At 40.2% G+C, this 21,980-nt stretch carries 20 protein-coding genes and 1 riboswitch; all 20 genes read left to right on the forward strand.

Annotated features, from left to right (window positions below):
• Positions 1 to 276 precede the first annotated feature (276 nt).
• Positions 277 to 840 (forward strand): RNA polymerase sigma factor, encoded by a 564-nt coding sequence (locus ACAN52_RS09645; protein WP_378954506.1) that lies wholly within the window; start codon positions 277 to 279, stop codon positions 838 to 840.
• A gap of 13 nt (positions 841 to 853) precedes the next feature.
• Positions 854 to 1,870, forward strand: coding sequence for a hypothetical protein (locus ACAN52_RS09650; RefSeq protein ID WP_378954507.1), 1,017 nt, complete (start codon positions 854 to 856; stop codon positions 1,868 to 1,870).
• 100 nt (positions 1,871 to 1,970) lie between these two features.
• Positions 1,971 to 2,669, forward strand: a complete 699-nt coding sequence (locus tag ACAN52_RS09655) for an SIMPL domain-containing protein (RefSeq protein ID WP_378954508.1) — start codon at positions 1,971 to 1,973, stop codon at positions 2,667 to 2,669.
• 142 nt (positions 2,670 to 2,811) lie between these two features.
• Positions 2,812 to 3,765 carry a DMT family transporter gene (locus ACAN52_RS09660; RefSeq protein ID WP_378954509.1) on the forward strand — a complete coding sequence of 318 codons (954 nt, stop codon included), beginning with the start codon at positions 2,812 to 2,814 and terminating at the stop codon, positions 3,763 to 3,765.
• 93 nt (positions 3,766 to 3,858) lie between these two features.
• On the forward strand, positions 3,859 to 4,002 hold the full coding sequence (locus ACAN52_RS09665; RefSeq protein WP_378954510.1) for a hypothetical protein: 144 nt from the start codon (positions 3,859 to 3,861) through the stop codon (positions 4,000 to 4,002).
• 25 nt (positions 4,003 to 4,027) lie between these two features.
• Positions 4,028 to 5,311 carry a serine dehydratase subunit alpha family protein gene (locus ACAN52_RS09670; protein WP_378954511.1) on the forward strand — a complete coding sequence of 428 codons (1,284 nt, stop codon included), beginning with the start codon at positions 4,028 to 4,030 and terminating at the stop codon, positions 5,309 to 5,311.
• A gap of 214 nt (positions 5,312 to 5,525) precedes the next feature.
• Entirely contained in the window at positions 5,526 to 6,776 is a 1,251-nt protein-coding gene (locus ACAN52_RS09675; protein WP_378954512.1) for a M20/M25/M40 family metallo-hydrolase, read from the forward strand.
• 205 nt (positions 6,777 to 6,981) lie between these two features.
• Entirely contained in the window at positions 6,982 to 8,343 is a 1,362-nt protein-coding gene (gene dcuC, locus ACAN52_RS09680; RefSeq protein WP_378954513.1) for a C4-dicarboxylate transporter DcuC, read from the forward strand.
• A 166-nt stretch (positions 8,344 to 8,509) separates the two neighbouring features.
• Positions 8,510 to 10,204, forward strand: a complete 1,695-nt coding sequence (locus ACAN52_RS09685) for an MDR family MFS transporter (RefSeq protein ID WP_378954514.1) — start codon at positions 8,510 to 8,512, stop codon at positions 10,202 to 10,204.
• Between the two features lie 86 nt (positions 10,205 to 10,290).
• Positions 10,291 to 11,400, forward strand: a complete 1,110-nt coding sequence (locus tag ACAN52_RS09690) for a carbohydrate kinase family protein (RefSeq protein ID WP_378954515.1) — start codon at positions 10,291 to 10,293, stop codon at positions 11,398 to 11,400.
• Entirely contained in the window at positions 11,300 to 12,508 is a 1,209-nt protein-coding gene (locus ACAN52_RS09695; protein WP_378954516.1) for a glycosyltransferase, read from the forward strand. Before ACAN52_RS09690 ends, ACAN52_RS09695 begins: the two co-directional genes overlap by 101 nt.
• Positions 12,505 to 13,269 carry an NDP-sugar synthase gene (locus tag ACAN52_RS09700; RefSeq protein WP_378954517.1) on the forward strand — a complete coding sequence of 255 codons (765 nt, stop codon included), beginning with the start codon at positions 12,505 to 12,507 and terminating at the stop codon, positions 13,267 to 13,269. The genes ACAN52_RS09695 and ACAN52_RS09700 overlap by 4 nt, the downstream gene beginning before the upstream one ends.
• 98 nt (positions 13,270 to 13,367) lie before the next feature.
• Positions 13,368 to 13,456, forward strand: a riboswitch (glycine riboswitch).
• Between the two features lie 155 nt (positions 13,457 to 13,611).
• Positions 13,612 to 14,715 carry a glycine cleavage system aminomethyltransferase GcvT gene (gene gcvT, locus ACAN52_RS09705; RefSeq protein ID WP_378954518.1) on the forward strand — a complete coding sequence of 368 codons (1,104 nt, stop codon included), beginning with the start codon at positions 13,612 to 13,614 and terminating at the stop codon, positions 14,713 to 14,715.
• A 2-nt stretch (positions 14,716 to 14,717) separates the two neighbouring features.
• Complete coding sequence (gcvH, locus tag ACAN52_RS09710) at positions 14,718 to 15,107, forward strand: glycine cleavage system protein GcvH (protein WP_378954519.1); 390 nt, start codon at positions 14,718 to 14,720, stop codon at positions 15,105 to 15,107.
• A 1-nt stretch (position 15,108) separates the two neighbouring features.
• Positions 15,109 to 16,455: an aminomethyl-transferring glycine dehydrogenase subunit GcvPA gene (gcvPA, locus tag ACAN52_RS09715; protein ID WP_378954520.1), complete on the forward strand. Its 1,347-nt coding sequence runs from the start codon at positions 15,109 to 15,111 to the stop codon at positions 16,453 to 16,455.
• Positions 16,452 to 17,903, forward strand: a complete 1,452-nt coding sequence (gcvPB, locus tag ACAN52_RS09720) for an aminomethyl-transferring glycine dehydrogenase subunit GcvPB (protein ID WP_378954521.1) — start codon at positions 16,452 to 16,454, stop codon at positions 17,901 to 17,903. Before gcvPA ends, gcvPB begins: the two co-directional genes overlap by 4 nt.
• Positions 17,903 to 18,691, forward strand: coding sequence for a radical SAM protein (locus tag ACAN52_RS09725; protein ID WP_378954522.1), 789 nt, complete (start codon positions 17,903 to 17,905; stop codon positions 18,689 to 18,691). The genes gcvPB and ACAN52_RS09725 overlap by 1 nt, the downstream gene beginning before the upstream one ends.
• Complete coding sequence (locus ACAN52_RS09730) at positions 18,688 to 19,671, forward strand: radical SAM protein (RefSeq protein WP_378954523.1); 984 nt, start codon at positions 18,688 to 18,690, stop codon at positions 19,669 to 19,671. The genes ACAN52_RS09725 and ACAN52_RS09730 overlap by 4 nt, the downstream gene beginning before the upstream one ends.
• Positions 19,649 to 20,476, forward strand: a complete 828-nt coding sequence (locus tag ACAN52_RS09735; protein WP_378954524.1) for a biotin/lipoate A/B protein ligase family protein — start codon at positions 19,649 to 19,651, stop codon at positions 20,474 to 20,476. The genes ACAN52_RS09730 and ACAN52_RS09735 overlap by 23 nt, the downstream gene beginning before the upstream one ends.
• A 33-nt stretch (positions 20,477 to 20,509) precedes the next feature.
• A complete protein-coding gene (lpdA, locus tag ACAN52_RS09740) occupies positions 20,510 to 21,913 on the forward strand; it encodes a dihydrolipoyl dehydrogenase (protein WP_378954525.1) in 1,404 nt (467 codons plus the stop codon).
• The last annotated feature ends 67 nt before the right edge of the window (positions 21,914 to 21,980 follow it).

Consider the following 21,980-nt stretch of genomic DNA (forward strand, 5'->3'; position numbering starts at 1 on the left):
TTAATCAAAGCAAATCAGGTATAGTCAATCAGTATAAAAATAGAATATGAATTTGTTCGATCATAATGGGAGATAATCAATTATGGTAAGAAATCCTGCAATGTAGTCATACTTTGCAGGATTTCTTTATTTAATGGACAATAGAGTGTTAATAAGAATAGCATTTAAAATGCAGCTGAGATCAGTTACAGATTAAATTACGATCGTCCCGTTACTTTTTTTAATTTATAGCGTTATGAATAATGTCAGATGTTTTTCTGATAGAAGGTGGTGCCAGTGACGGTGACTGATGAACATATACTGATTACAAAAGCAAAGGATGGAGATCGGGAAGCACTCAATACTTTGGTTTCATGTTATTGGCAACCGATTTACAGATTTATTTATAGCAAAGTTGGTCATGAAGATGATGCAAAGGAACTAACCCAAGAAACTTTTTTGAAGGCATTTCGCTCATTACCCCAATATGAAGTGCGGGATGTTTCATTTAAAAGTTATTTAGGACGCATTGCAATTAATTTAGTGACGGATTTTTGGCGTAAAAAAGGGCGCACACTCCAGACTAGCAATATTGCTGAATATCAGGAATCTATTTTTGATAAAGGGGAAAATCCAGAAGAATATATCCTTCGTATTGAAGGGCAAGAACAAATGGCTAATTTAGTTGAAAATTTACCTGAAGAACAACGTCAAGCAGTAAAGTTAAGGGTTATTTTAGGTTTATCAATTCGAGATGTTGCCATGCAGATGAACAAGACGGAGTCTGCCATTAAAATGCTTCAACAGCGGGCTTTGAAAAATCTACATAAGATGTGTCTGGATATAGGCATTGTGAGATGAGGAGGTGCAGCAGATGATAAAAAATGAAAATTTTAATAAATCAGAAGAACTCTCTCAATGCTTAGATCATTTGAATGCTGGTCAATATCCTATTGTTGACGATGAGGAAATAAAAGCATTAATTGACGTAGCAGCTTTAGCTAAGCAGTCTTATGGACAAGAAGAGTTGCCAAAAGCTTTGATTGATGAAGTGGTTGACAAACTAGCAAATGAATTTCAAACGAAGAAACAAAGAAAGAAACAAACAAAATGGAAGCGTTGGTTATATGATGGTCTTGCAGGAGCTGCAGCAGTGGTACTTATTGTTGGGGCAACTCAATTTTTATTGCCCAAATCAGGGGATCAGCAGATCGCTGAAAACGTTGATGAACATGTAGATACACAAAAAATGGTAGCTGTCGTTGATCAACCCAATAATCTTATGAGTACCGAACCAAAGAAAATAACCCTTCCCCAACAGGTGCAAGAGGTTCATGAGGCGGATCGTACAAAAGTAACGATGCCTATAATGAATGAAAAAAATTCTGGTACTACGGCTTCTAAAGTTCTTGCAGAAATTATAAATGTGCCTGAATCACCCAAAATAGAGGAAAAGCAAGTTGCCATGCTCCAAGAAGAAAGGCCTAAGGAACTGGTTATGAGAAAAAGTGTGTCCATGGCGAAAACATCAATTAATTCTTTACAAGAAGAAAAAAACGTTGAACCAGAAAGTAAAATGATGATGATGGTTCTACCTCATCAAGTTGCACAGTCGATTACAAGAGATCATACGAGTGGAGATATAAAGCAAATCTATTATCTAGGTAATCATGATGATCATGATGAAATTCTTATTACACAAAGAGTATCTGATGAGAGTAAGGTAAAGAGTGGAGTTCTTACGCGTAAAACAAAGGATGGTATAAATAGCGTAACGATACAAGTGAATAAATATGATATCACTGTTGAAGGGAAGAAAACATCAGAAGAATTAAAAAAAATTGCAGAATCTCTAATTGAAATCGAAAAAACAATAAATAGTAAAAAATAATTGCATGACCCGTTACCTTTTCCCTTGCATGACGTTTAGTATAATGAATGACCAATCAAAAATGTTAATTCAAAAATAAATTACTTGGAGGTAAATGAAAATGTTTAAAAAAATTATTCTAGTATTGGCAATGAGTTTATTATTAGTCGTTCCGGCCTTCGCCAATGAGGCTCCTAAAACAGTGGTACAGGTGAGTGGAAATAGTCAAAAAGAAGTGACTCCTGATGTGGCCCGTATTAATATTTCCATGACCTCAGTGAACGCTAATTTAGAAAAAGCGAAGAATGAAAATACTCAAATCGTAAATCGTGTTTTTGCAAGCTTGAATGATCAAGGAATTACAAATGAACAAATAAAAACCAATACATATCAAGTTGATCCCATTTACAATTATGAAAAAGATCGTTTACCTAAGTTGGAAGGGTATCGTGTAACCAATGGCCTAGAAATTCGTACTTCCATTGATAAAGTCGGAATTCTAGTGAATGAAGTGACAAATGCAGGTGCGAATGAGATCAACTCTATTCGTTTTGAGACTGCAAATGAAACAGAGAGTAAGAATGAAGCACTAAAAGATGCTATTGCTGATGCTTTAAAAAAGGCAGAAATCATTGCCGCTACCCTTAATAAAAGAGTTGCTAGGGTCACACTTGTAAATGAATCTGGCGTATCGTATCATCCAGTTATGATGGAAAGCCGATTATTCAAAGCAGCTAGTATGGACGGGGGTGTACCGAATATACAAGCTGGAAAAGTAACCGTAGGAGCCAACGTTCAAGTCACCGTTGAACTGGAATAATATGTGACAAACCAGTAGGAATATGATATAGTAATCAATAAGTGTGAAAAGCAATGGAGCTCAAGGACTAACTATCCTTGGGCTCTTTTTTATTATATGAAAAGAACTCATAGAAAGTGTCATAGTAAGGAGTTGAAAGCAGATGTCAAAATACTGGACTTGGTTTTTATTAGTGATTTGTAATCTATTTTGGGCAGGCAATTATGTTTTTGGAAAGTATGTGATTGTAGAAGTAACGCCTCTGTGGATTACTTTTTCGCGGTGGACATTAGCCTTGTTTTTCTTATTTCCTATTGCTCACTATATTGAAAAACCCATATGGAAGGAAGCAAAAAAAGATTGGTTTTTACTGTTCTGTATGGGAGTATTAGGGGTTGTTGGGTATAATATTTTTCTTTATTCGGCTTTAGGATACACAACACCAACGAATGCTGCTTTGGTGAGCGCACTCAATCCTGGCGTCCTCGTTATTTCCTCTATTATTTTGTACCGTGAACGTATTTCCATCTTGCAGACCATGGGATTGCTGGTTTCTCTCATTGGTGCTTTAGTCGTATTAACCAATGGTGAAATAGAACGTTTATTACAATTACAGTTTAATCGAGGAGATTTATTGATGGTGGGGGCAGTCATCATATGGACCTTATATACACTGATAGCGCGCAAAATCGCTACGCCACCCATTACAGCTACAGCTATATCCACAGCAATCGCTGTACTATTAATGGCTCCATTTGCATATAGCCAAGGGATTCATACTGAGAAAATTGGGGATTTAGCCATTATCGGTATTCTTTATATGGTGTTATTTCCCTCTGTCGGTTCCTTTGTTTTTTGGAATCTATCGGTTCAGAGGATTGGAGTGAGTAAGGCTGGTGTATTTTTAAATTTGATCCCTGTATTTACGGCGATTATCAGTGGTATCTTAGGAGAAAAAGTCACTGGCGCACAGGGAATTGGTGGATTACTCGTATTTTTTGGTGTTTACTTAACAACAGGTATGTTAGAGCAAAGTCTAAATTTTAAAAATATAAAAGAGAAAGAAAAAATGACGGATTGTAAACTTGTAGATTCTGCATGTTGCCAAGAAAAATAGCAAAAATAGACCTCGTCTGACAGTCTGTGAACTGAAAGACGAGGTTTTTTATTTACTTAGGATATTGTTTTTTGGGGCAAGAGAATGTCAAAGATGAGCAAATTTATTGAATTTGCGAGAAAGATAGCTTATAGTGAATTGACAGTTCTAATTGTTGGTGAAAGTGGCATCTTAATTAGTAAATGTGGTTTGCAGAAAGTTCAGCAAGTAGTAAAGAACATATTTTTACTAAAATAAGTAGGACATAAAGGGGATAGCGAAGATGGATAAAAAAGAATTTTTAGATGTATTATCCGAAGAATTAATCGTTGCATTGGGGTGTACTGAACCAATTGCTGTTGCCTATGCTGGGGCGCTTGCGAAACAAAATTTACGAGAGTCTACAATTACTGCGGTACAAGTATATGCCAGCGGTAATGTGTTAAAAAATGCTATGGCCGTTGCTATACCGGGGACTCAAAGCTGTGGTGTAGCGATGGCCGTTGCATTAGGGATTGTAGCTGGTGATGCTGATAAAAATCTTGAAGTACTAGCAGGTTTGACGCCAGAGGATATTACTAAAGCCGAATTTATGATCGAGCAAGGAATGGTTACGGTTCATGTTGCTGATACAAGTAAAAAATTATATATTGAAGTTTGCATTCAAACACCTGGATCAAGTGCTAAAGTGATTGTGGCAGATGAGCATACTCGTGTTGCCCTCGTTGAAGCAGATGGCCGGATTGTCAGAACAGGAGATCATGAAACTACTGAGGATGGACATAGAGAAGAGGGCCGAGAGTTTTTAGATATTGATACTATTTGGGAATTTATTCATACTGTTGATATGGAAGACTTAGGTCTTGTGAAACAAAGCATCGAATTAAACAAGCGAATTTCCGACGATGGTTTACAGAACTCCTATGGGCTGCAAGTGGGAAAAACAATTAAGGCCTATATAAGTAAAGGGATTTTTGGTGATGATTTAGCGACTCATGCCATGGCGTTGACTGCTGCTGCTTCTGACGCCAGAATGGCTGGTTCTTCCTTACCCGTTATGAGCAATTCGGGAAGTGGTAACCAAGGAATTTCAGCGACTCTGCCAGTGGTTGCTGTGGGGGAACGATTACAATCTTCCTCGGAACAAATTATCCGTGCGACTGCACTCAGTCATTTAATTACGATCTATATTAAATCTAAGTTTGGTCGTTTATCAGCCTTATGTGGTGCTACTGTATCTGGGACGGGCGCTAGTTGTGGTATTACCTATCTTCTAGGCGGGGGTAAAGGCGAAGTGCGCAAAGCCATTCAAAATATGCTGGGAAATGTCACAGGTATGCTATGTGATGGAGCGAAAGCTGGTTGCGCCATGAAAGTTTCTACCTGTACAAATGCTGCAGTGCAATCAGCCCTTATGGCAATTCATGGGTTTGGTATCCAAGAGACAGAAGGAATTATTGAAAAAGATGCAGCCTATTCCATTGATAATCTCTGCCGAATTGGTAACGAGGGATCGATTGAGGCTGATAAAATTATTTTAGACATTATGCTGAATAAAAAAGAATAAGAATCGATTGAGTTGATTGATCATAACTAGATAAATAAACACTAAATCCAGCTAATCAGCCTTGCTATGAAAGGTCTCGTTGGTCTGGATTTTTTTATATAGTGAAGTCGGAAAAAATAATGAAAATTTATTTTTTTATTAAAGGGAGTATACAATATACATATTTTTAGTTAAAATAAAGTGGTTAATACGACAATACTAGGAGGAAATGCGTATGCTTGAAAGTGGGAAAGTAAAAGAGATTGTTACTAGTTATTTGCCTAATTTCATTAAAGACCTAGAAGAGATGACCAATATTGATTCTGGTAATGGTGATGCAGAAGGAACAGATGCTGTTGCACAATTAGTTGGGGGGAAATTTGAAGCACTGGGTGCTAAGGTCGAGTATCGAAAAAATTCACGGTCTACTCATACAATTGTTCGTTTTCAAGGAACTGGGGATTTGCGATTATTACTCATTGCTCATATTGACACTGTTTTTGAAAAGGGTGAAGCCCAAAGACGGCCATTTCGAATGGATGAAAATATGATGGCCTATGGACCTGGTGTGGGTGATGATAAAGCTACCGTGGTACAAACGATTTATTCAATGCAGGCTTTAAAGGAATTGAATTTTCAAAATTTTAAAGAAATTGTTTTATATTATAGCGGTGAAGAAGAAGGGGGGTCTCCAACAGCAGAAGCTATTGTAGCAGAACTTGCCCAACAAGTCGATCTATGCATTATTATGGATACAGCCCGTCCTAATTGGGGCATTGTAACCCAGCGTAAAGGCAGTGCTAATTATGAAATTCAAGTAGAAGGAATTGCAGGACATCATGGCAATGCATCGCAAACGTCAGCAAATGCCATTATGGAACTTGGTAATCAAATTAGTCTATTATATAAAATGGCCAGCCCATTACCCTCTGATCCGAGCAAGTTTACGCGCGATAGCCTGAAAGAACAAGGCATTCAGGATCATGGTCAGTTCACTCCTGAAAATACCATTAATGTTGGCGTTATTGGCTCGACTAATCAAAAAATCAATTCTATTCCCAAAGATGCTTTCGCCAAAGTGAATGTTCGTTGCTTTAGCATTGCCGAACAAGAACGTCTTGACCGTGAGATTAAAGATCTAGTCAATCAAACTGTGGTTCCTGGTACAAAAGTGACTATAACAGGCGGAATTAAGACCGGCCCAATGGAAAAAACACCACAAGCACAAAAACTTGTTGATCTTTTTAGACAGGTTGTAAAACGTGAATATAATGCTGATATTGTGGAGTGGGTATCTGGTGGACTGACAGATGGTAATCGGGCTGCCAAATATATTCCTACAATTGATGCATTAGGTGTTGAAAACTATGATGAACATACAGATCATGAATCTGTTGATCTAAAAACAGCTGTTCCTCGTACTGTGGCATTAGTTTGCTTTATTTTAGAAATAGCTGAGAATTGGTCTGCATTTCGGAAAGAATAGGCTAGTTCATGATGTGAGGGAAAGCCTCCCTTTGTAAATGAATGAATAATAAGGTGGTCATTAAAAATAATTGATCTGCATCTAGAAAATCTAGGAGGAATTATGATGATTCTAGATGAATTTATGGTGCATGACAACTAAGGAAGGGAGGAATAAAAAGGTTCGTTTAAAGATATCTCGCGTTTAATAAAAGGAGGTAACGTACTTGGGTATTATCATTTCAATCATTGTCACTTTTTGGTTAGGTTATCTCATTGTAAAAAAATACAAACCACAACCTGTTTTATTTCTAGCTGGTTTGATTCTTATGTTTACAGCCGTAGCGCTTGGACTTGGAAAAATTCTTCCTGTGAAAGATAGTACGGGCTTAGTTCTTTTTGATGCATTTGAATTTATTAAACAGACCTTCAGTTCCCGTGCTGCTGGACTTGGTCTTAATATCATGGCAGTAGGCGGTTTTGCTCGCTATATGGACCATATCGGTGCGAGTAAGGCTCTGGTTAGCTTGACAATCAGACCTCTGATGGCCCTTCGCTCTCCTTATATCGTAATGTCAGCTGCATGGGTGGTCGGTATGCTGCTAGGACTATGTATTAATAGTGCTTCAGGACTTGCTATGCTACTGATGGTTACTATATTCCCTGTCTTGATTAGTCTAGGTGTTAGCCGCTTATCGGCAACGGCTGTTATTGCGACCACTCTTTGCCTTGACTGGAGTCCAAGTGATACAGGTACTATTTTATCGGCTGTCACTGCTGGGATTGACCCGGTTATTTACTGGACTCAGTATCAAATTCCGATTGCAGCCGTTGTTATACCAGTGGTTGCCGTACTTCATTACTTTACACAAAAATGGATGGATAAACGTGATGGTCATATTGTTCAAACAGCAGAACTCGCTGCTAGTGAAAAAGATGATACAATGCCACCGATGATTTATGCCATCTTACCAGCTCTTCCTTTGATTTTAATTTTAATATTCAGCAGTTTGTGGATTACTTGGATCAAGATGGATATCATCAAAGCTATGTTTCTTGGTGTAATGATTGGTATGATTTTTGAATACATTCGTCATCGGGATGGAAAAAAAGTATTTGCAGATATACAATCTTTCTTTGATGGTCTTGGCATGCAAATGGCTAATGTTATTACATTGATTGTAGCTGGGGAAACCTTTGCTAAAGGTCTTATGACCATGGGGACCATTGATGCCATTATAGCCTCTGCCCAAAGCTCAGGATTTGGTGCCGTCGGTATGATTCTTGTGATGATTGGTATTATTGCTGTATCCTCTGTGATTATGGGTTCGGGTAATGCGCCATTTTTTGCATTTGCCGCTTTAACTCCGACTGTTGCTGCTAAAATGTCCGTTGCACCAGTGGTTATGCTGCTACCTATGCATTTTGCCGCAAGTGCAGCGCGCGCCATATCGCCGATTACTGCAGTTATTGTCGTTGCCTCTAGTATGGGAAATGTATCACCTTTTGATGTGGTAAAAAGAACTGCTATCCCTATGATTGGAGCGTTAATTACACTGGTAGCCGCTAATTTCTTCTTTTTCTACTAAAAACAATCGTAAAAAACCCCCAAAGGTCTCAACTCTTGTAAAAACACAGAGTTGGGACCTTTTTTTGTTCTGCAATGATTGGAGATAAATGCTAGACTGGTCATATTTTTTCTGGAGGAGGGAATCATAATAAAGTAAAGGCCCACGAAACACTGAGGAGGAGAATATGCATACAGAAAATCAACGTAATATGTTATTAACAGGATTATTCCTGGCATTATTTTTTTCTTCCCTAGATCAAACAGTAGTAGGGACAGCCATGCCTAGGATTATCGGTGAACTTGGCGGACTCAGTATTATGACATGGGTCACTACAGCATATATGCTGACTTCGACAACAGTGGTACCCATAGCAGGAAAGCTTGCAGATCTATATGGACGTCGGATGATTTATATTGCAGGACTTGTAATTTTCATGCTTGGATCTTCTCTATGCGGTACGAGCACGAACATGTTGCAACTCATTGCTTATCGCGCATTGCAGGGTATCGGTGGAGGGATTATGATGCCACTCGCAATGACCATTGTTGGTGATATATTTCCCATCGAAGAGCGTGGTAAATGGCAGGGACTTATGGGTGCTTTATTCGGATTGTCATCTGTTGTTGGCCCCACGATAGGAGGATGGATTGTTGATTATTCTTCCTGGAAATGGGTATTTTATATTAATTTACCCATAGGGATTTTGGCGACAATGACAATACATCTTGGCTTAAAAGGCGAAAAAATTCTCAGTGATAAGGTGGTCATTGACTATGCGGGAGTTATTACTCTCATTATAGGTACCTTTGGTCTGCTCTTAGGATTAAATCTTGGTGGTACGAATTATCCCTGGTTATCATGGCCAATCATTAGTTTATTGGGGATTTCTTTAGTTTCTTGGATGGTTTTTATTTCTGCCGAAAAACGAGCTGTTGATCCAGTGCTTAGTTTAGAGTTATTTAAAAATAGAGTCTTCTTGATCAGTAACATCGTCGGTTTTCTTATGGGACTAGGGATGTTTGGCTCTCTTATCTTTCTGCCCCTTTTTTTTCAAGGTGTTCTTGGAATTAGTGCTACAAGTTCTGGTAATACCATGTTGCCGATGATGGTTTCCTTGATGCTCACAAGTATTATTGCTGGGCGCTTTGCAACGAAGATTCCGTTTCGTTCGATGTACGCAGTCGGCATGTCTTTTATGGCATTAGGGTTCTATTTGATGAGCACAATGACAATACATACGACCCAATATAGAGCGATCTTTTATATCGTTATATTGGGTGTTGGGATGGGGATGATCATGCCCATTATCACGATTGCAGTACAAAGTGCATTTGGACCTGAACGCCGTGGGGTGGCAACCTCAGCAACACAGTTTTTTCGCAGCATTGGCGGAACTCTTGGTATGACAGTGCTTGCTTCAATCTTTAATGGCTATTCAAATAACATTATGAAAAAAGATTTTTTTCCCGTCATACAGAGTATTCCTGATATAGAGGTAAGTCCATTAGGCGATATACTAGCAAGAGGACAATCTGATCCTCACAGTTTATTTAATATGCTATTAAGCCCAGAGACCATTCAGATGATTCCAGAAAATCTTCAGCAACTATTCCTTCTACCGCTTAAAAATGCTCTTTCAGAATCTCTACAAATCGTATTTTGGGTTGCCATGCTCATTGCGATTGCAGGTATCGTTATCAGTTTGTTTATGGGAGGAGCTAAGTTAGAAAAAGGGAATGACAGAAGCGGTTTAGAAGAAGCAGGCGTCACATTATTTGCTGAAAATATAGTTTCTGAAGTGGAGTTAGCATCCGAACTTGTTCCTGATCTGATTAAGGAAAGTCAATCTAAGGAAAGACAAAGGAAGAAATTAAAATAATGCTGGTTGTCAGGTTTAATTTCCAAGTTGTTTTTCACGTTATATGTCAGCAATAGGAATATTCATTTATTCGGCAGGAGGGTACTATGAAATTTGGTATTGTAGGGCCAATATCGAAAGATCGGATTGTATGGCCAAATGGAGAAATCCTTTGTAAATTCGGAGCTATTCATTATACTGCACAAGTGTTGGCGAAGTTAGTGGAAGGAACAGAGGACGTTGTTATTTGTTTGTCTCATGTATCTTCAGAAGATCGATTACAAGTTAAAGAATTTCTTAACCATCCTAATATTAATATGGTAGGTATTAATATTTCAAATACAACGGGAACCAGAATTGATTTAACATATGTTGATGAGCATGAGCGTACGAGTTGTCAAACCCAAGTGATGGAACCTATTTCAGCTGAAGAATTAAGCCTTTTATCAGAATGTGATTATGTAATATTAATGCCGCTCAATGAAACGGATATACCTCTTAGTCAATTAGAGCAATTCAGAAGTAAAACTAAGGCTACAATCTTTTTAGATGTTCATGGTCTAGTAACGGGTGTAAACGAAGCTGGAAAACGGTATAGGAAGAATTGGATCTGTTCTGATGAATGGCTCAATCACATTGATATTCTCAAAATGAACGATAAAGAAGCATCGTGGGCTTCAGGACAACTTCTTAGAGAATTTACGGATTATCTGCAATATGCCCTTAGTATAGTGAAAAGAGGGCTAGTTGCCTGCTGGATTACATTTGGTGATCAGTCATCTTTGGTTGCCTGGCAGCGTCAGGATAAAATATTCTGGGCAACTGTTCCAGTGACTGATGTTGGGAGGGTCGTAGATACGATAGGCTGCGGCGATTCTGCGTCGGCAGGGTTTATCTACGCTTATGCAAAAATTCATAGTCCGCTGATTGCTGTAGTACTAGGGAATATGCTTGGTTCAGTGAAAGCGTCAATCTGTGAAACCAATGATTTTCCCACCAAACCTGAAGTGCGGAGTATGATTTATGAACATTACAGAGATTACTTTCACAATTTGCTTGATGAATTCCTTTCCCAACAGCATTTAATCGTCAACGAAGTTAAGGAGGATTTTTTACATGAAAGTTTTATGCACAGCACAAATGGGTACAGGTACAATCATGGGGCAGACAATGAGAGTCATAGCAATAGCCAAGGCTCTGCAACGCCGGGGTCATGATATTCAATTTATTGCAGCTGGTAAATTAGTTTCTATTATTAAAGACTTTGGAATCCATGTCATTGAAGTGGAAGATATGCCTGAGGTGGAAGTTTATAATGATGAGCAACGGCGATTAAATATGCCAAAAGAAGAAATGACTACAAAAATGAAAGAAGTAATGAACGCAATTGCTAAAATTGAAATTGAGATCGGGAAAAGAGAACAGCCCAATCTTATTCTTAGTGGTACTCTTAGTGGATCACGAACGGCTCAGCAATTGGGAATACCTTCTATGATGGTATTTTTGCAGCCGCATGGAGAGAAAACTTTTCAGATGCTCGCCGATAGACTGCAAGGTAATGGACAAGAAGAATCGGAAAAAATAATAGACGGAATGATTGATGTCTTTAAAATGGCAGATATCATTATTCTAGAAGGTATGCCAGAGATCAGTGGCGGAATAACATTTGAAGATTTTGGGCAGAAATTCATGGGCATAAAAGAGAAGATTAGATTTACTGGTCCCTTATTAATAGAGTACCCTGATCAATTGCCGGAAAAGGAAGACTTAAAGCAAATGCATATGGGTGATCGAAATAAATTGATGGTTTACATAACAATCGGTGGGGGTTCATCGCTGATTGGGGAACAATTTTTAAAGATTGTATTAGATGCTCTGAGATTAATACCGGAGGTAACAGGGATTATCGCTACTGGTATGGTAATCCAACCTGAAGTTATCTTACAGTATGATCCACCAAATAATGCGATGATTAAAGGCTATGTTCCAGGGACTGAAATGATCAAGGCCAGCGACGTCACTGTTTTTCATGGTGGATCGTCCACCTTGATGACATGTATTGCTTGTGGAACACCTGCTGTGGTAGTACCTTCCATAGGAGAACAAGAGGACAATGGTGCTGTCCTTTCTGAGTATGGTGCGGGAATCGTATTAAACAAAGCAACATTAACAGCTGATATTTTGGTGAAGGCAATACAAAATATTATCAATAATCCCAGTTATCGCAGAGGAGCTGAGCATCTCAAATCATTAGGAGAAAAATATGGAGGAAGCAAAGTAGCCGCTGATTGGGCAGAAACATTAATGGAGGGAAGTTCTCAATGAAGGCATTGATTTTAGCGGCTGGTAAAGGAACAAGATTACGTCCAATTACTGATTATATACCAAAACCCATGGTGCCATTACATGGTAAGCCACTACTTGAATGGATACTACTGTACTTGATCTCTTATGGCATACGTGAGTATATATTCGCTATCAGTTACTTGGGCGAACAGATTGAGAATTATTTTGGTAATGGAGAAAGATGGGGTATAAACATTCAATATAGTCGTGGCTTGGTGCCTGCAGGTAAGGCGGGAGAGGTTTGGCGTGCCCGTGACCGATTACATGAGGAAGAACATTTTTTAGTTATACCAGGAGATACAATTTGTCACTTAGATTATCATGACTTGATCGAATTTCACAGGCAGCACAATGGGATGGTATCAGTCGCTTTGTCAACTCGATACCGTTTGGAAGTAGGACTGGCGGAGATCGATAGTCATAATAAAATAATAAATTTTCTTGAAAAAGAAAACTTGGATCGTCCAATCAGTACAGGAACTTATTTATTAGAAAAAACAATTTTTCCCTATATTGAAAGATTTAATCCAGATAAGAGGGAAGTTGATTTGCCAGGTGATGTTTTCCCCGTTTTATTACATGAAAGAGAGGAGGTATATGGTTTTATCCAGGATTATGATTGGTGGGATATTGGAAAAATCAATGATTATGAAGCCTTAGCCAAGATGCCTAAACAAGAAGCTGAGCATATAGTATATAAGTCCACCTCAACCATCGATAGCAAAAAATGTGATCAGTAAGATATAAGGGGACAAAATTGCAAGGATGAAATAATGTTGACACAAATTAACTAATTTGTTAGAATATTTATAAATGTGAAAAAACAATAATGTGTAGAATGATGGTTATGGGAGAGATCGCAAACTGCGGCGCCGAAGGAGCAAGAACTTTGTCAAACTCTCAGGCAAAGAGGACCGTAACCTGACTATACTCTGGAGAGCACGCCCGTAAAATGGGCGTCACCGATGGGGAGCCTAGTTAGGCAAAACTCTCAGGTACAACAGACAGAGACAAAGGTGGATTCGTCCGCCTTTGTCTCTGTCTTTATTTTTAAAAAACAATAAAGAAGAGGAGGATGGATTATGACAGTAGGGCGCAAGACACCTCTATATGAAACTCATTTAAAATACGGTGGCAAAATTGTTGAATTTGGAGGTTGGTTATTGCCAGTTCAGTATACTGGGATTTTAGAGGAGCATCGAGCAGTGAGGGAAAAAGCTGGTTTATTTGATGTTTCACACATGGGTGAGGTTCGTGTTAAAGGACCCGATGCTTTCCTTTATGTACAAAATTTAGTCACCAATGATATAGCGCGCCTCGTCAATCATAAAATACAGTATACGCCAATGTGCTACTCAGATGGTGGTGTTGTTGATGATTTGTTGATTTATAAATATAGTGACGAGGAATACCTATTAGTCATTAATGCCGCTAACATTGAAAAAGATTGGGAGTGGATGGTAGAGAATAAAAGGGAATTTGATATAGAACTAATAAATCAATCTGACCAGACAGCCCAGCTAGCTCTGCAAGGTCCTTTGGCACAGAGTATTTTGAGTCAATTGACTGATGCTCCTCTTGCCGAACTAGAGTATTATTGGTTTTTACCTAAGGTCATGGTGGCAGGTAAGGAAACTCTTGTATCAAGAACTGGTTATACTGGGGAAGATGGTTTTGAAATTTATTGTCGTCCAGAAGATGCTGCTGCCTTATGGGAGTGCATCATGAGCATTGGTAAGTCTTATGGTTTGTTACCTGCAGGCCTCGGTTGTCGAGATACCTTGCGTTTTGAAGCTTGTCTGCCCCTTTACGGGCATGAATTGTCGAAGGATATTTCACCATTAGAAGCAGGGATTGGCTTCTTTGTGAAGCTGGATAAAGGTGATTTTAACGGTTCTGCCGCTTTGGCTCTACAAAAGAAAAATGGTTTGAAACGTAAAGTTGTCGGTTTTATTGTGACTGGGCGGGGAATTGCTCGAGCAGAATATCCAGTAATAGCTGACGGGCGATGGATTGGGACTGTTACCACAGGAAGCTATTCGCCAAGTTTAGATAAAAATATGGGGCTTGCTTTAGTAGAAGCTGAGTTTGCTGCAGTAGGACAGGAATTTGAGATAGAGATTCGTGGTAAAAGGGTAGCTGCCCAGGTCATTCCTAAGCCATTTTATAAAAGAGAGGGGAAATAAGGATGAAAATTCTAGCAGAATTAAAGTATTCTCGGGACCATGAGTGGGTAAAAATTGAGGGCAATCGCGCGAGGATCGGAATAACTGATTATGCGCAATCTCAGCTTGGAGATGTGGTTTTTGTTGAGGTGCCGACTATTGATAGCCATATTGCTGTAGGGATGGGTTTCTCGGTAGTCGAGTCAGTAAAAGCCGTATCTGATATTTATGCACCTGTTGGCGGCGTAATTGTAGAAGTCAATGAGGCCCTTACGGATGCCCCTGAAATTATGAATGAAGATCCTTACGGTGAGGGGTGGCTAGCTGTCATCGAAATGGACGCTGAAACTGATCTGGGAGAATTACTAAGTAGTGATGAATATGAAGAATTGATAGGGGCGGGAGGTCAGTAACATGACATGGAGCTATTTACCTCATACCCAAGAAGATCGACGTACTATGCTCAATGCAATTGGTGTAGAGAGAGTAGAAGAACTTTTTAGTGATATTCCAGCACAGTTATTATTTAATCATCCTCTGCAATTACCTGCTGCCATGTCAGAACTGGATTTGGTGAAATCCTTACAAAAGTTAGCAGGGGTTAATGTCAACCTTCAAGATTATACCTGTTTTTTGGGTGCAGGGGCTTATGATCACTATATACCCAGTGTAATTGACCATGTGATAAGACGTTCTGAGTTTTATACGGCTTACACTCAATATCAACCAGAGATTTCTCAAGGGTACTTACAGGCTTTATGGGAATACCAGAGCATGATCTGTCAGCTAACAGGGATGGAAGTTTCCAATGCTTCCATGTATGACGGTGGTACGGCTTTAGCAGAGGCTGCTATGATGGCTTGCAGTGTTACGGGTCGCAGTGAGGTGCTGGTCGTAAATACAGTGCATCCTCATTATCGCAGCGTCCTCACTACCTATGGAATGGATCGGGGCTATACAATCACAGAGTTTGGTTATGAAGATGGTACTGGGAGTCAGAAAGAAATTACCTCGCTCATTAATAAACAGATTGCTGCTGTTATCATCCAATCACCTAATTTTTTTGGGTGCATCGAAGATATAAAAAAACTGGCTGACTTGGCTCATGCTCAAGGAGCATTGCTAATCGTAGCCGTTGACCCTATTTCTCTCGGGATTCTAGAAGCGCCCGGTGTATTGGGTGCTGATATCGTGGTGGGGGAAGGTCAATCCATGGGCCTTGCGACTGCTTTTGGTGGTCCTTATCTAGGCTTTTTTGCGACAACGGAAAAATTAATGCGTAAAATGCCTGGTCGTATTGTAGGGCAAACGGTGGATCACGATGGAAATAGAGGGTTCGTGTTAACCTTACAGGCGAGAGAGCAACACATTCGTCGGGAAAAAGCCACTTCTAATATCTGCTCTAATGAAGCCTTATGTGCTTTGACAGCTGCCGTATATTTGAGTGCTGTTGGTAAGGAAGGATTACATCGGGTGGCTGAATTATCACTGCAAAAAGCTCATTATGCCTATCGTGAACTGACTAAGTTAGAAGGAGTCACTGCTGTATTTGGAGCGAGCTACTTTAAAGAATTTGTGATACGCTGCCCAAAATCCATTGCTGAAATTAATAAAGAATTATTGCAGGAAAAAATCATTAGCGGATTGGATCTTGGCCTTTATTACCCAGAACTTAAAAACTGTATGTTACTGTGCATAACGGAAAATCGGACACAGGAAGAGATTAGCCGTTTGGTAGAAAAATTGGGGGCGATGGTATGAGGAAAACTAAATCCTTGATTTTTGAAATAGGGAAAGCAGGGCGCTGTGCTGTAGATTTGCCTACATGTGATGTACCAGAAGAAGAGATTACCACACTCATTCCCCAAGAATTTTTGCGGAAAAATCCTGCTGCCCTGCCAGAAGTCAGTCAACTGGATTTGATGCGCCATTATACTCAATTATCTCAGCGAAATTTCGGAGTCGATTCAGGGTTCTATCCCTTGGGTTCTTGCACCATGAAGTATAATCCAAAAGTGAATGAAGACATTGCTCGTTATCCAGGTTTTGCTTTGATTCATCCTCTGCAGCAGCCTGAAACGGTGCAAGGTGCATTAGAACTACTTTATGATATGGAGCAGTATCTTGCTGAAATTTCAGGAATGGATGCTGTTACTATGCAGCCAGTTGCTGGTGCCCATGGTGAATTGGTAGGGTTAAAACTCATTCGGGCCTATCATCGTCACCGAGGAGAAAGGAGAAATAAAGTCATTGTGCCTGACTCCGCTCATGGTACTAACCCTGCCTCGGCGGCGGTATGCGGGTTAGAAATCGTGGAAATCAAATCAAATCCAGATGGATCGATCAATTTAGATGCACTCCGCGCAGTGGTAGGGCCAGATACAGCGGCTCTCATGCTAACCAATCCCAGTACCCTAGGATTGTTTGAAACCAAGATTGAAGAAATTGCTGCCATTGTCCATGAAGCAGGTGGCTTGTTATATTATGACGGGGCTAACGCCAATGCCATTATGGGGATTGTTAGACCTGGAGATATGGGGTTTGATGTTGTCCATTTTAACCTTCATAAAACCTTTAGTACGCCACATGGCGGTGGCGGTCCAGGATCAGGGCCAGTTGGCGTCAAGAGTAGTCTTATTCCATTTTTGCCAACCCCGGTACTCACTTTTAATGGCACTAGCTATGGTCTAGATCATGATCGTCCCCAATCGATTGGTAAGGTACATTCTTTTTATGGTAATTTTGGGGTGATTGTCCGTGCCTACGCTTATATCCGCGCTTTAGGCCCTGATGGTCTTCGCCAAGCGAGTGAAGATGCTGTACTGAATGCCAATTATTGTTTAAGTCAGTTACGACAACAGTATCATGCCCCATTTACTCGTTTTTGTATGCATGAATGTATTCTAACATCTAAGGAGCAAACTCAGCATGGAGTTCGCACACTCGATATTGCCAAACGCCTCTTAGATTATGGATATCATCCCCCGACTATTTATTTCCCTATGATTGTGGAAGAAGCTCTCATGATTGAACCGACAGATACAGAAAGCAAAGAGACCTTAGATGAGTTTATTGCTGTGATGAGAAAAATTGCCCAAGAAGTCAAGGAGGATTCCACCCAAATTAAGAGTGCTCCTCATACGACAGTCGTTGGACGTTTGGATGAAACCATGGCTGCTCGTAAACCGGTTGTAAGATGGAAAGGATAATGCGTTTTGCTTATCCTCATCAGACAAAATCCATTAGCGTTACAGGCAGTGAGTGTGAGCAAAATTGCGCTCACTGCAGTGGTCATTATTTAAAACATATGTTACCGATTTCCGCTATCAAGGAGAGTCATGCTACAAGTTTTTTGATTAGCGGTGGCTGTAAGGCTGATGGAACCGTTCCTATCGGTCAGCATGTTTCTCAGCTCAAGGCTGTGAAGCAGGGCAGGCGTTACAACCTTCATGTAGGATTAATTGAGGAGGATGAAGTAGCTAAGATCGCCGAGATTGCAGATTGTGTTTCTTTTGATTTTGTGGGGGACGATGAAACCATTCATGAAGTCTTTGGTCTTGAACGGTCCGTCAGTGATTATATCCAGTGTTATCAAAAATTACGGGAACAAGTGAAGGTTATGCCTCATATTTGTATTGGACTGCACGGTGGTCAGATCAAGGGCGAATATCGGGCGGTAGAACTGTTACAAGAACTCGGTATGGATGCCTTAACCTTTATTATCTTTACGCCGACTCGTGGCACTCCTTATGCGGATTGTTTGCCACCTAACATAGAAGAAGTAGTAAAGCTGTTACAATGGGCGCGTGAAACTTGTCCCTTGGTGCCTATTCACTTAGGTTGTATGAGACCGGGCGGGCGTTATCGGAGTGAAATTGATGAATGGGCTGTTAAAATTGGTATAGATACCATTGTAAACCCTACTCCCAAAGCTGTGGCACTGGCAAAAGAATTAGGCATATCCATCCTAAGAAGCGAGGAGTGCTGCGTATTATGAACCTTTGGAAACTTTCCGCAGGCACAGCCTGTGTAATTGGTAAAAAGAAAACGAAAGCTGATGTTTTGCCCACGACTGCATATATTATGCTAGGGGAGAAATGTAAAAATAACTGCCAGTTTTGTGCTCAGTCACGAAGTAGTGAGTCGCGAGTTGATCTTCTTTCCAGAGTGACTTGGCCTAGTTTTACTAAAGAAGAAGCGGCTGTTGGAATTGGAGAATCCTATGGAGCAGGTAGAATTAAACGAGCTTGTTTACAAGTAGTGGACAATAATAGTAGCTGGGATCGGACTATGAGTGCTCTAGATTTATTACATAGGAGTAGTGAAGTGCCCATCTGTATATCCAGTCATCTAGAAACTGTAGAGCAGGCCAAAGAACTCGTTGCAAGGGGAGCTCAACGTGTTTGTATTGCCCTAGATGCTGCTACGCCAACATTATATGAGAAGGTAAAAGATGGACTTTGGTCTCCCAGATGGAATCTCTTACTAGCGTGTGCCAAGGTTTTGCCAGGTTGTATTACAACTCATCTGATTGTGGGCCTCGGAGAAAGTGAAGAGGAGATGGTAAGGCGGATGGCAGCTTGTATCGAACAAGGAATTACAGTCGGTTTATTTGCTTTTACACCCGTCCGTGGTACTCCTTGGGCTGCTCATTTACCACCATCAATCGGTCAATATCGGCGCATTCAGATTGCCCACTCCTTACTAAAAAGTGGGTATAAACAAGGAGTTATTGAGTATCAGGGTGGAACCATTTCCAAATTTAACATGCCAGAGAGGGAACTACTTTCTATAATCGGCGATGGTCAGGCTTTTCAAACCAGTGGTTGTGATGATTGTAATCGCCCTTATTATAATGAACGTCCGGGTGGTCTTATTTATAATTATCCCCGTCATCTGACGACCTTAGAAATCACGAAGGCCATTGACGAGTGTGGGATAGTAAAGGGAGAATATGATGAACTGGCGACTTGTTAACAGTGGGCTTGCTGATGCTGCAACCAATATGGCTATTGATGAGGCTATATTATCAGCCCATAGTGCTGGGAAAGTTCCTCCTACCCTTAGGTTTTATGGCTGGAAACCTGCAGCCATTAGTTTAGGCTATTTTCAACGGGCTATGTCTGAAATCGATTTAGAGCAATGTAAAGAGCATAAGATTGATGTGGTGCGTCGATTGACTGGGGGCAGAGCCGTATTACATGATGCCGAACTTACTTATAGCATCGTAGTTCAGGAAGATGATCCTCTTATTCCAAAAACGATCACAGCATCCTATCGCTATTTTAGTAATGGCCTATTAAGAGGTCTTGAGGAATTAGGAATACAAGCTCATATGACAGTACCGGTAGCGGCTTATGGACAAAGAAAAAAACAGCCTGCTTCAGCGGCCTGTTTTGATGCCCCTTCTCATTTTGAAATTGCAGTCGAAGGGCGAAAACTAGTGGGCAGTGCTCAAGTACGCAAAAATGGAGTTATTTTGCAGCATGGATCGATACTTTTACAATTTTCGGCCGAGAAGTTTACTCAATTATTGAGATTATCGTCGGCAGAAAAACGAGAACAGATGATTCAAATGCTAAAGAGCAGGGCTACATCCATCGAAGAAGCCTTAGGGCGGCCAGTCACATGGCAAGAAGTGTATGATCCCATGCCAGCAGCCTTTGAATCGGTCCTTGGCATTCAGTTAATAAAGGCAGAGCTTACAGCAAAAGAACAGGCTGTAAGTCAAGAGTTAATATCTACGAAATACAGTCAAGATTCTTGGAATAAGCTACGTTAAGTCGATCATGATCGTACTAAAGGAGGGGGAAAAGTGGTATATGATATAGCAGTGATTGGCGGAGGTCCTGGTGGTTATGTGGCTGCCATACGAGCTGCTCAACTTGGCGGAAAAGTATTATTGGTGGAAAAAGATATGTTAGGTGGAGTTTGCTTGAATCGTGGTTGTATACCAACGAAAACCTTACTCAAGAGTGCTGAAAAATGGAGGGAACTTCAAAATTGTCATGAATTTGGTCTAGAGGCCGATCATATTGGTTTTAATTTTGATGCCATTACCCAGCGTAAACAGCAAGTTGTGAGTAAACTGCGAGGTGGTATTGAGCAGTTAATTAAAAGTAATGAGATTGAGATGGTATATGGGGAAGCTGTTTTAAAGGGACAAAATCAGCTGAGCATCAGGCAAGGTGATATAGACACACATTATGAAGCAAAAAATATTATTATTGCCACAGGATCTGCACCTATGACTTTGCCGATACCAGGGCACGATTTACCTGACGTCATTGACAGCAATCAACTCCTCGAAATAAATCATGTACCAGCTAGTATGATGGTTATTGGTGCAGGTGCTGTGGGGATTGAATTTGCCGCTATTTTTAGAGATTTTGGTTCGGAAGTAACAGTGGTGGAGATGCTGCCGACGATTTTACCTAATATTGACAATGATGTAATCAAACGTATGGCGCCTATTTTACGCAAGCAGGGCATAAAAATACTGACCAATACAAAAGTAATTCGTATTGAGCAACATACTGAGGGCGTTAAGGTTTCTCTTGATAATGGTAAGGCAATTCAAGAAATTATTATAGAAAAAGTATTAATCGCAACGGGGCGCAAACCTGTAGTCCTTGGGCTTGGTCTTGAAACGGCAGGTATTGATTACAGTCAGCTTGGAATTATAGTGAATAATAAAATGGAAACCAATATACCTGGCATTTATGCCATTGGTGATGTAACTGGACAAGAAATGTGGGCTCATGCCGCCTCAGCAGAGGGAATCGTTGCTGCAGAAAATGCATTGGGACGTCAGGTCAGTATGGATTACAGCGCCGTGCCAGGCTGCATTTTTACTACACCAGAACTTGCTATGGTTGGCCTTACGGAGCAAGGGGCCCAAGAACAAAACATAAATATAAAAGTGAGTAAATTTAATTTTGCTAGTAATGGTAAAGCCGTTTCTATGGGTGAAACGGATGGTTTAGTCAAGATCATTGCTCACGCTGAAAGTGATAAGGTACTTGGTATGCATATTCTTGGCGCCCACGCCAGTGATTTAATTATGGAAGGGGCAATTGCAATTCGTAATGGCTTAACAGCAAAAGAAATTGGTCACACGATTCATCTCCATCCTAGTTTATCTGAGACAGTCATGGAAAGTGCCCATGGAATTCATGGTGATATCATTCATCAATTGATATTAAAGGGGCGGAAATAGTAAATTGCTAGACAAAAAACTGATGATTACTTTCTATCTATAGAAGATAGCGAAAGTAATCATCAGT

The sequence above is a fragment of the Pelosinus sp. sgz500959 genome (assembly GCF_042610375.1).
In the GTDB taxonomy this organism is placed as follows: Bacteria; Bacillota; Negativicutes; order DSM-13327; family DSM-13327; genus CTSoil-075.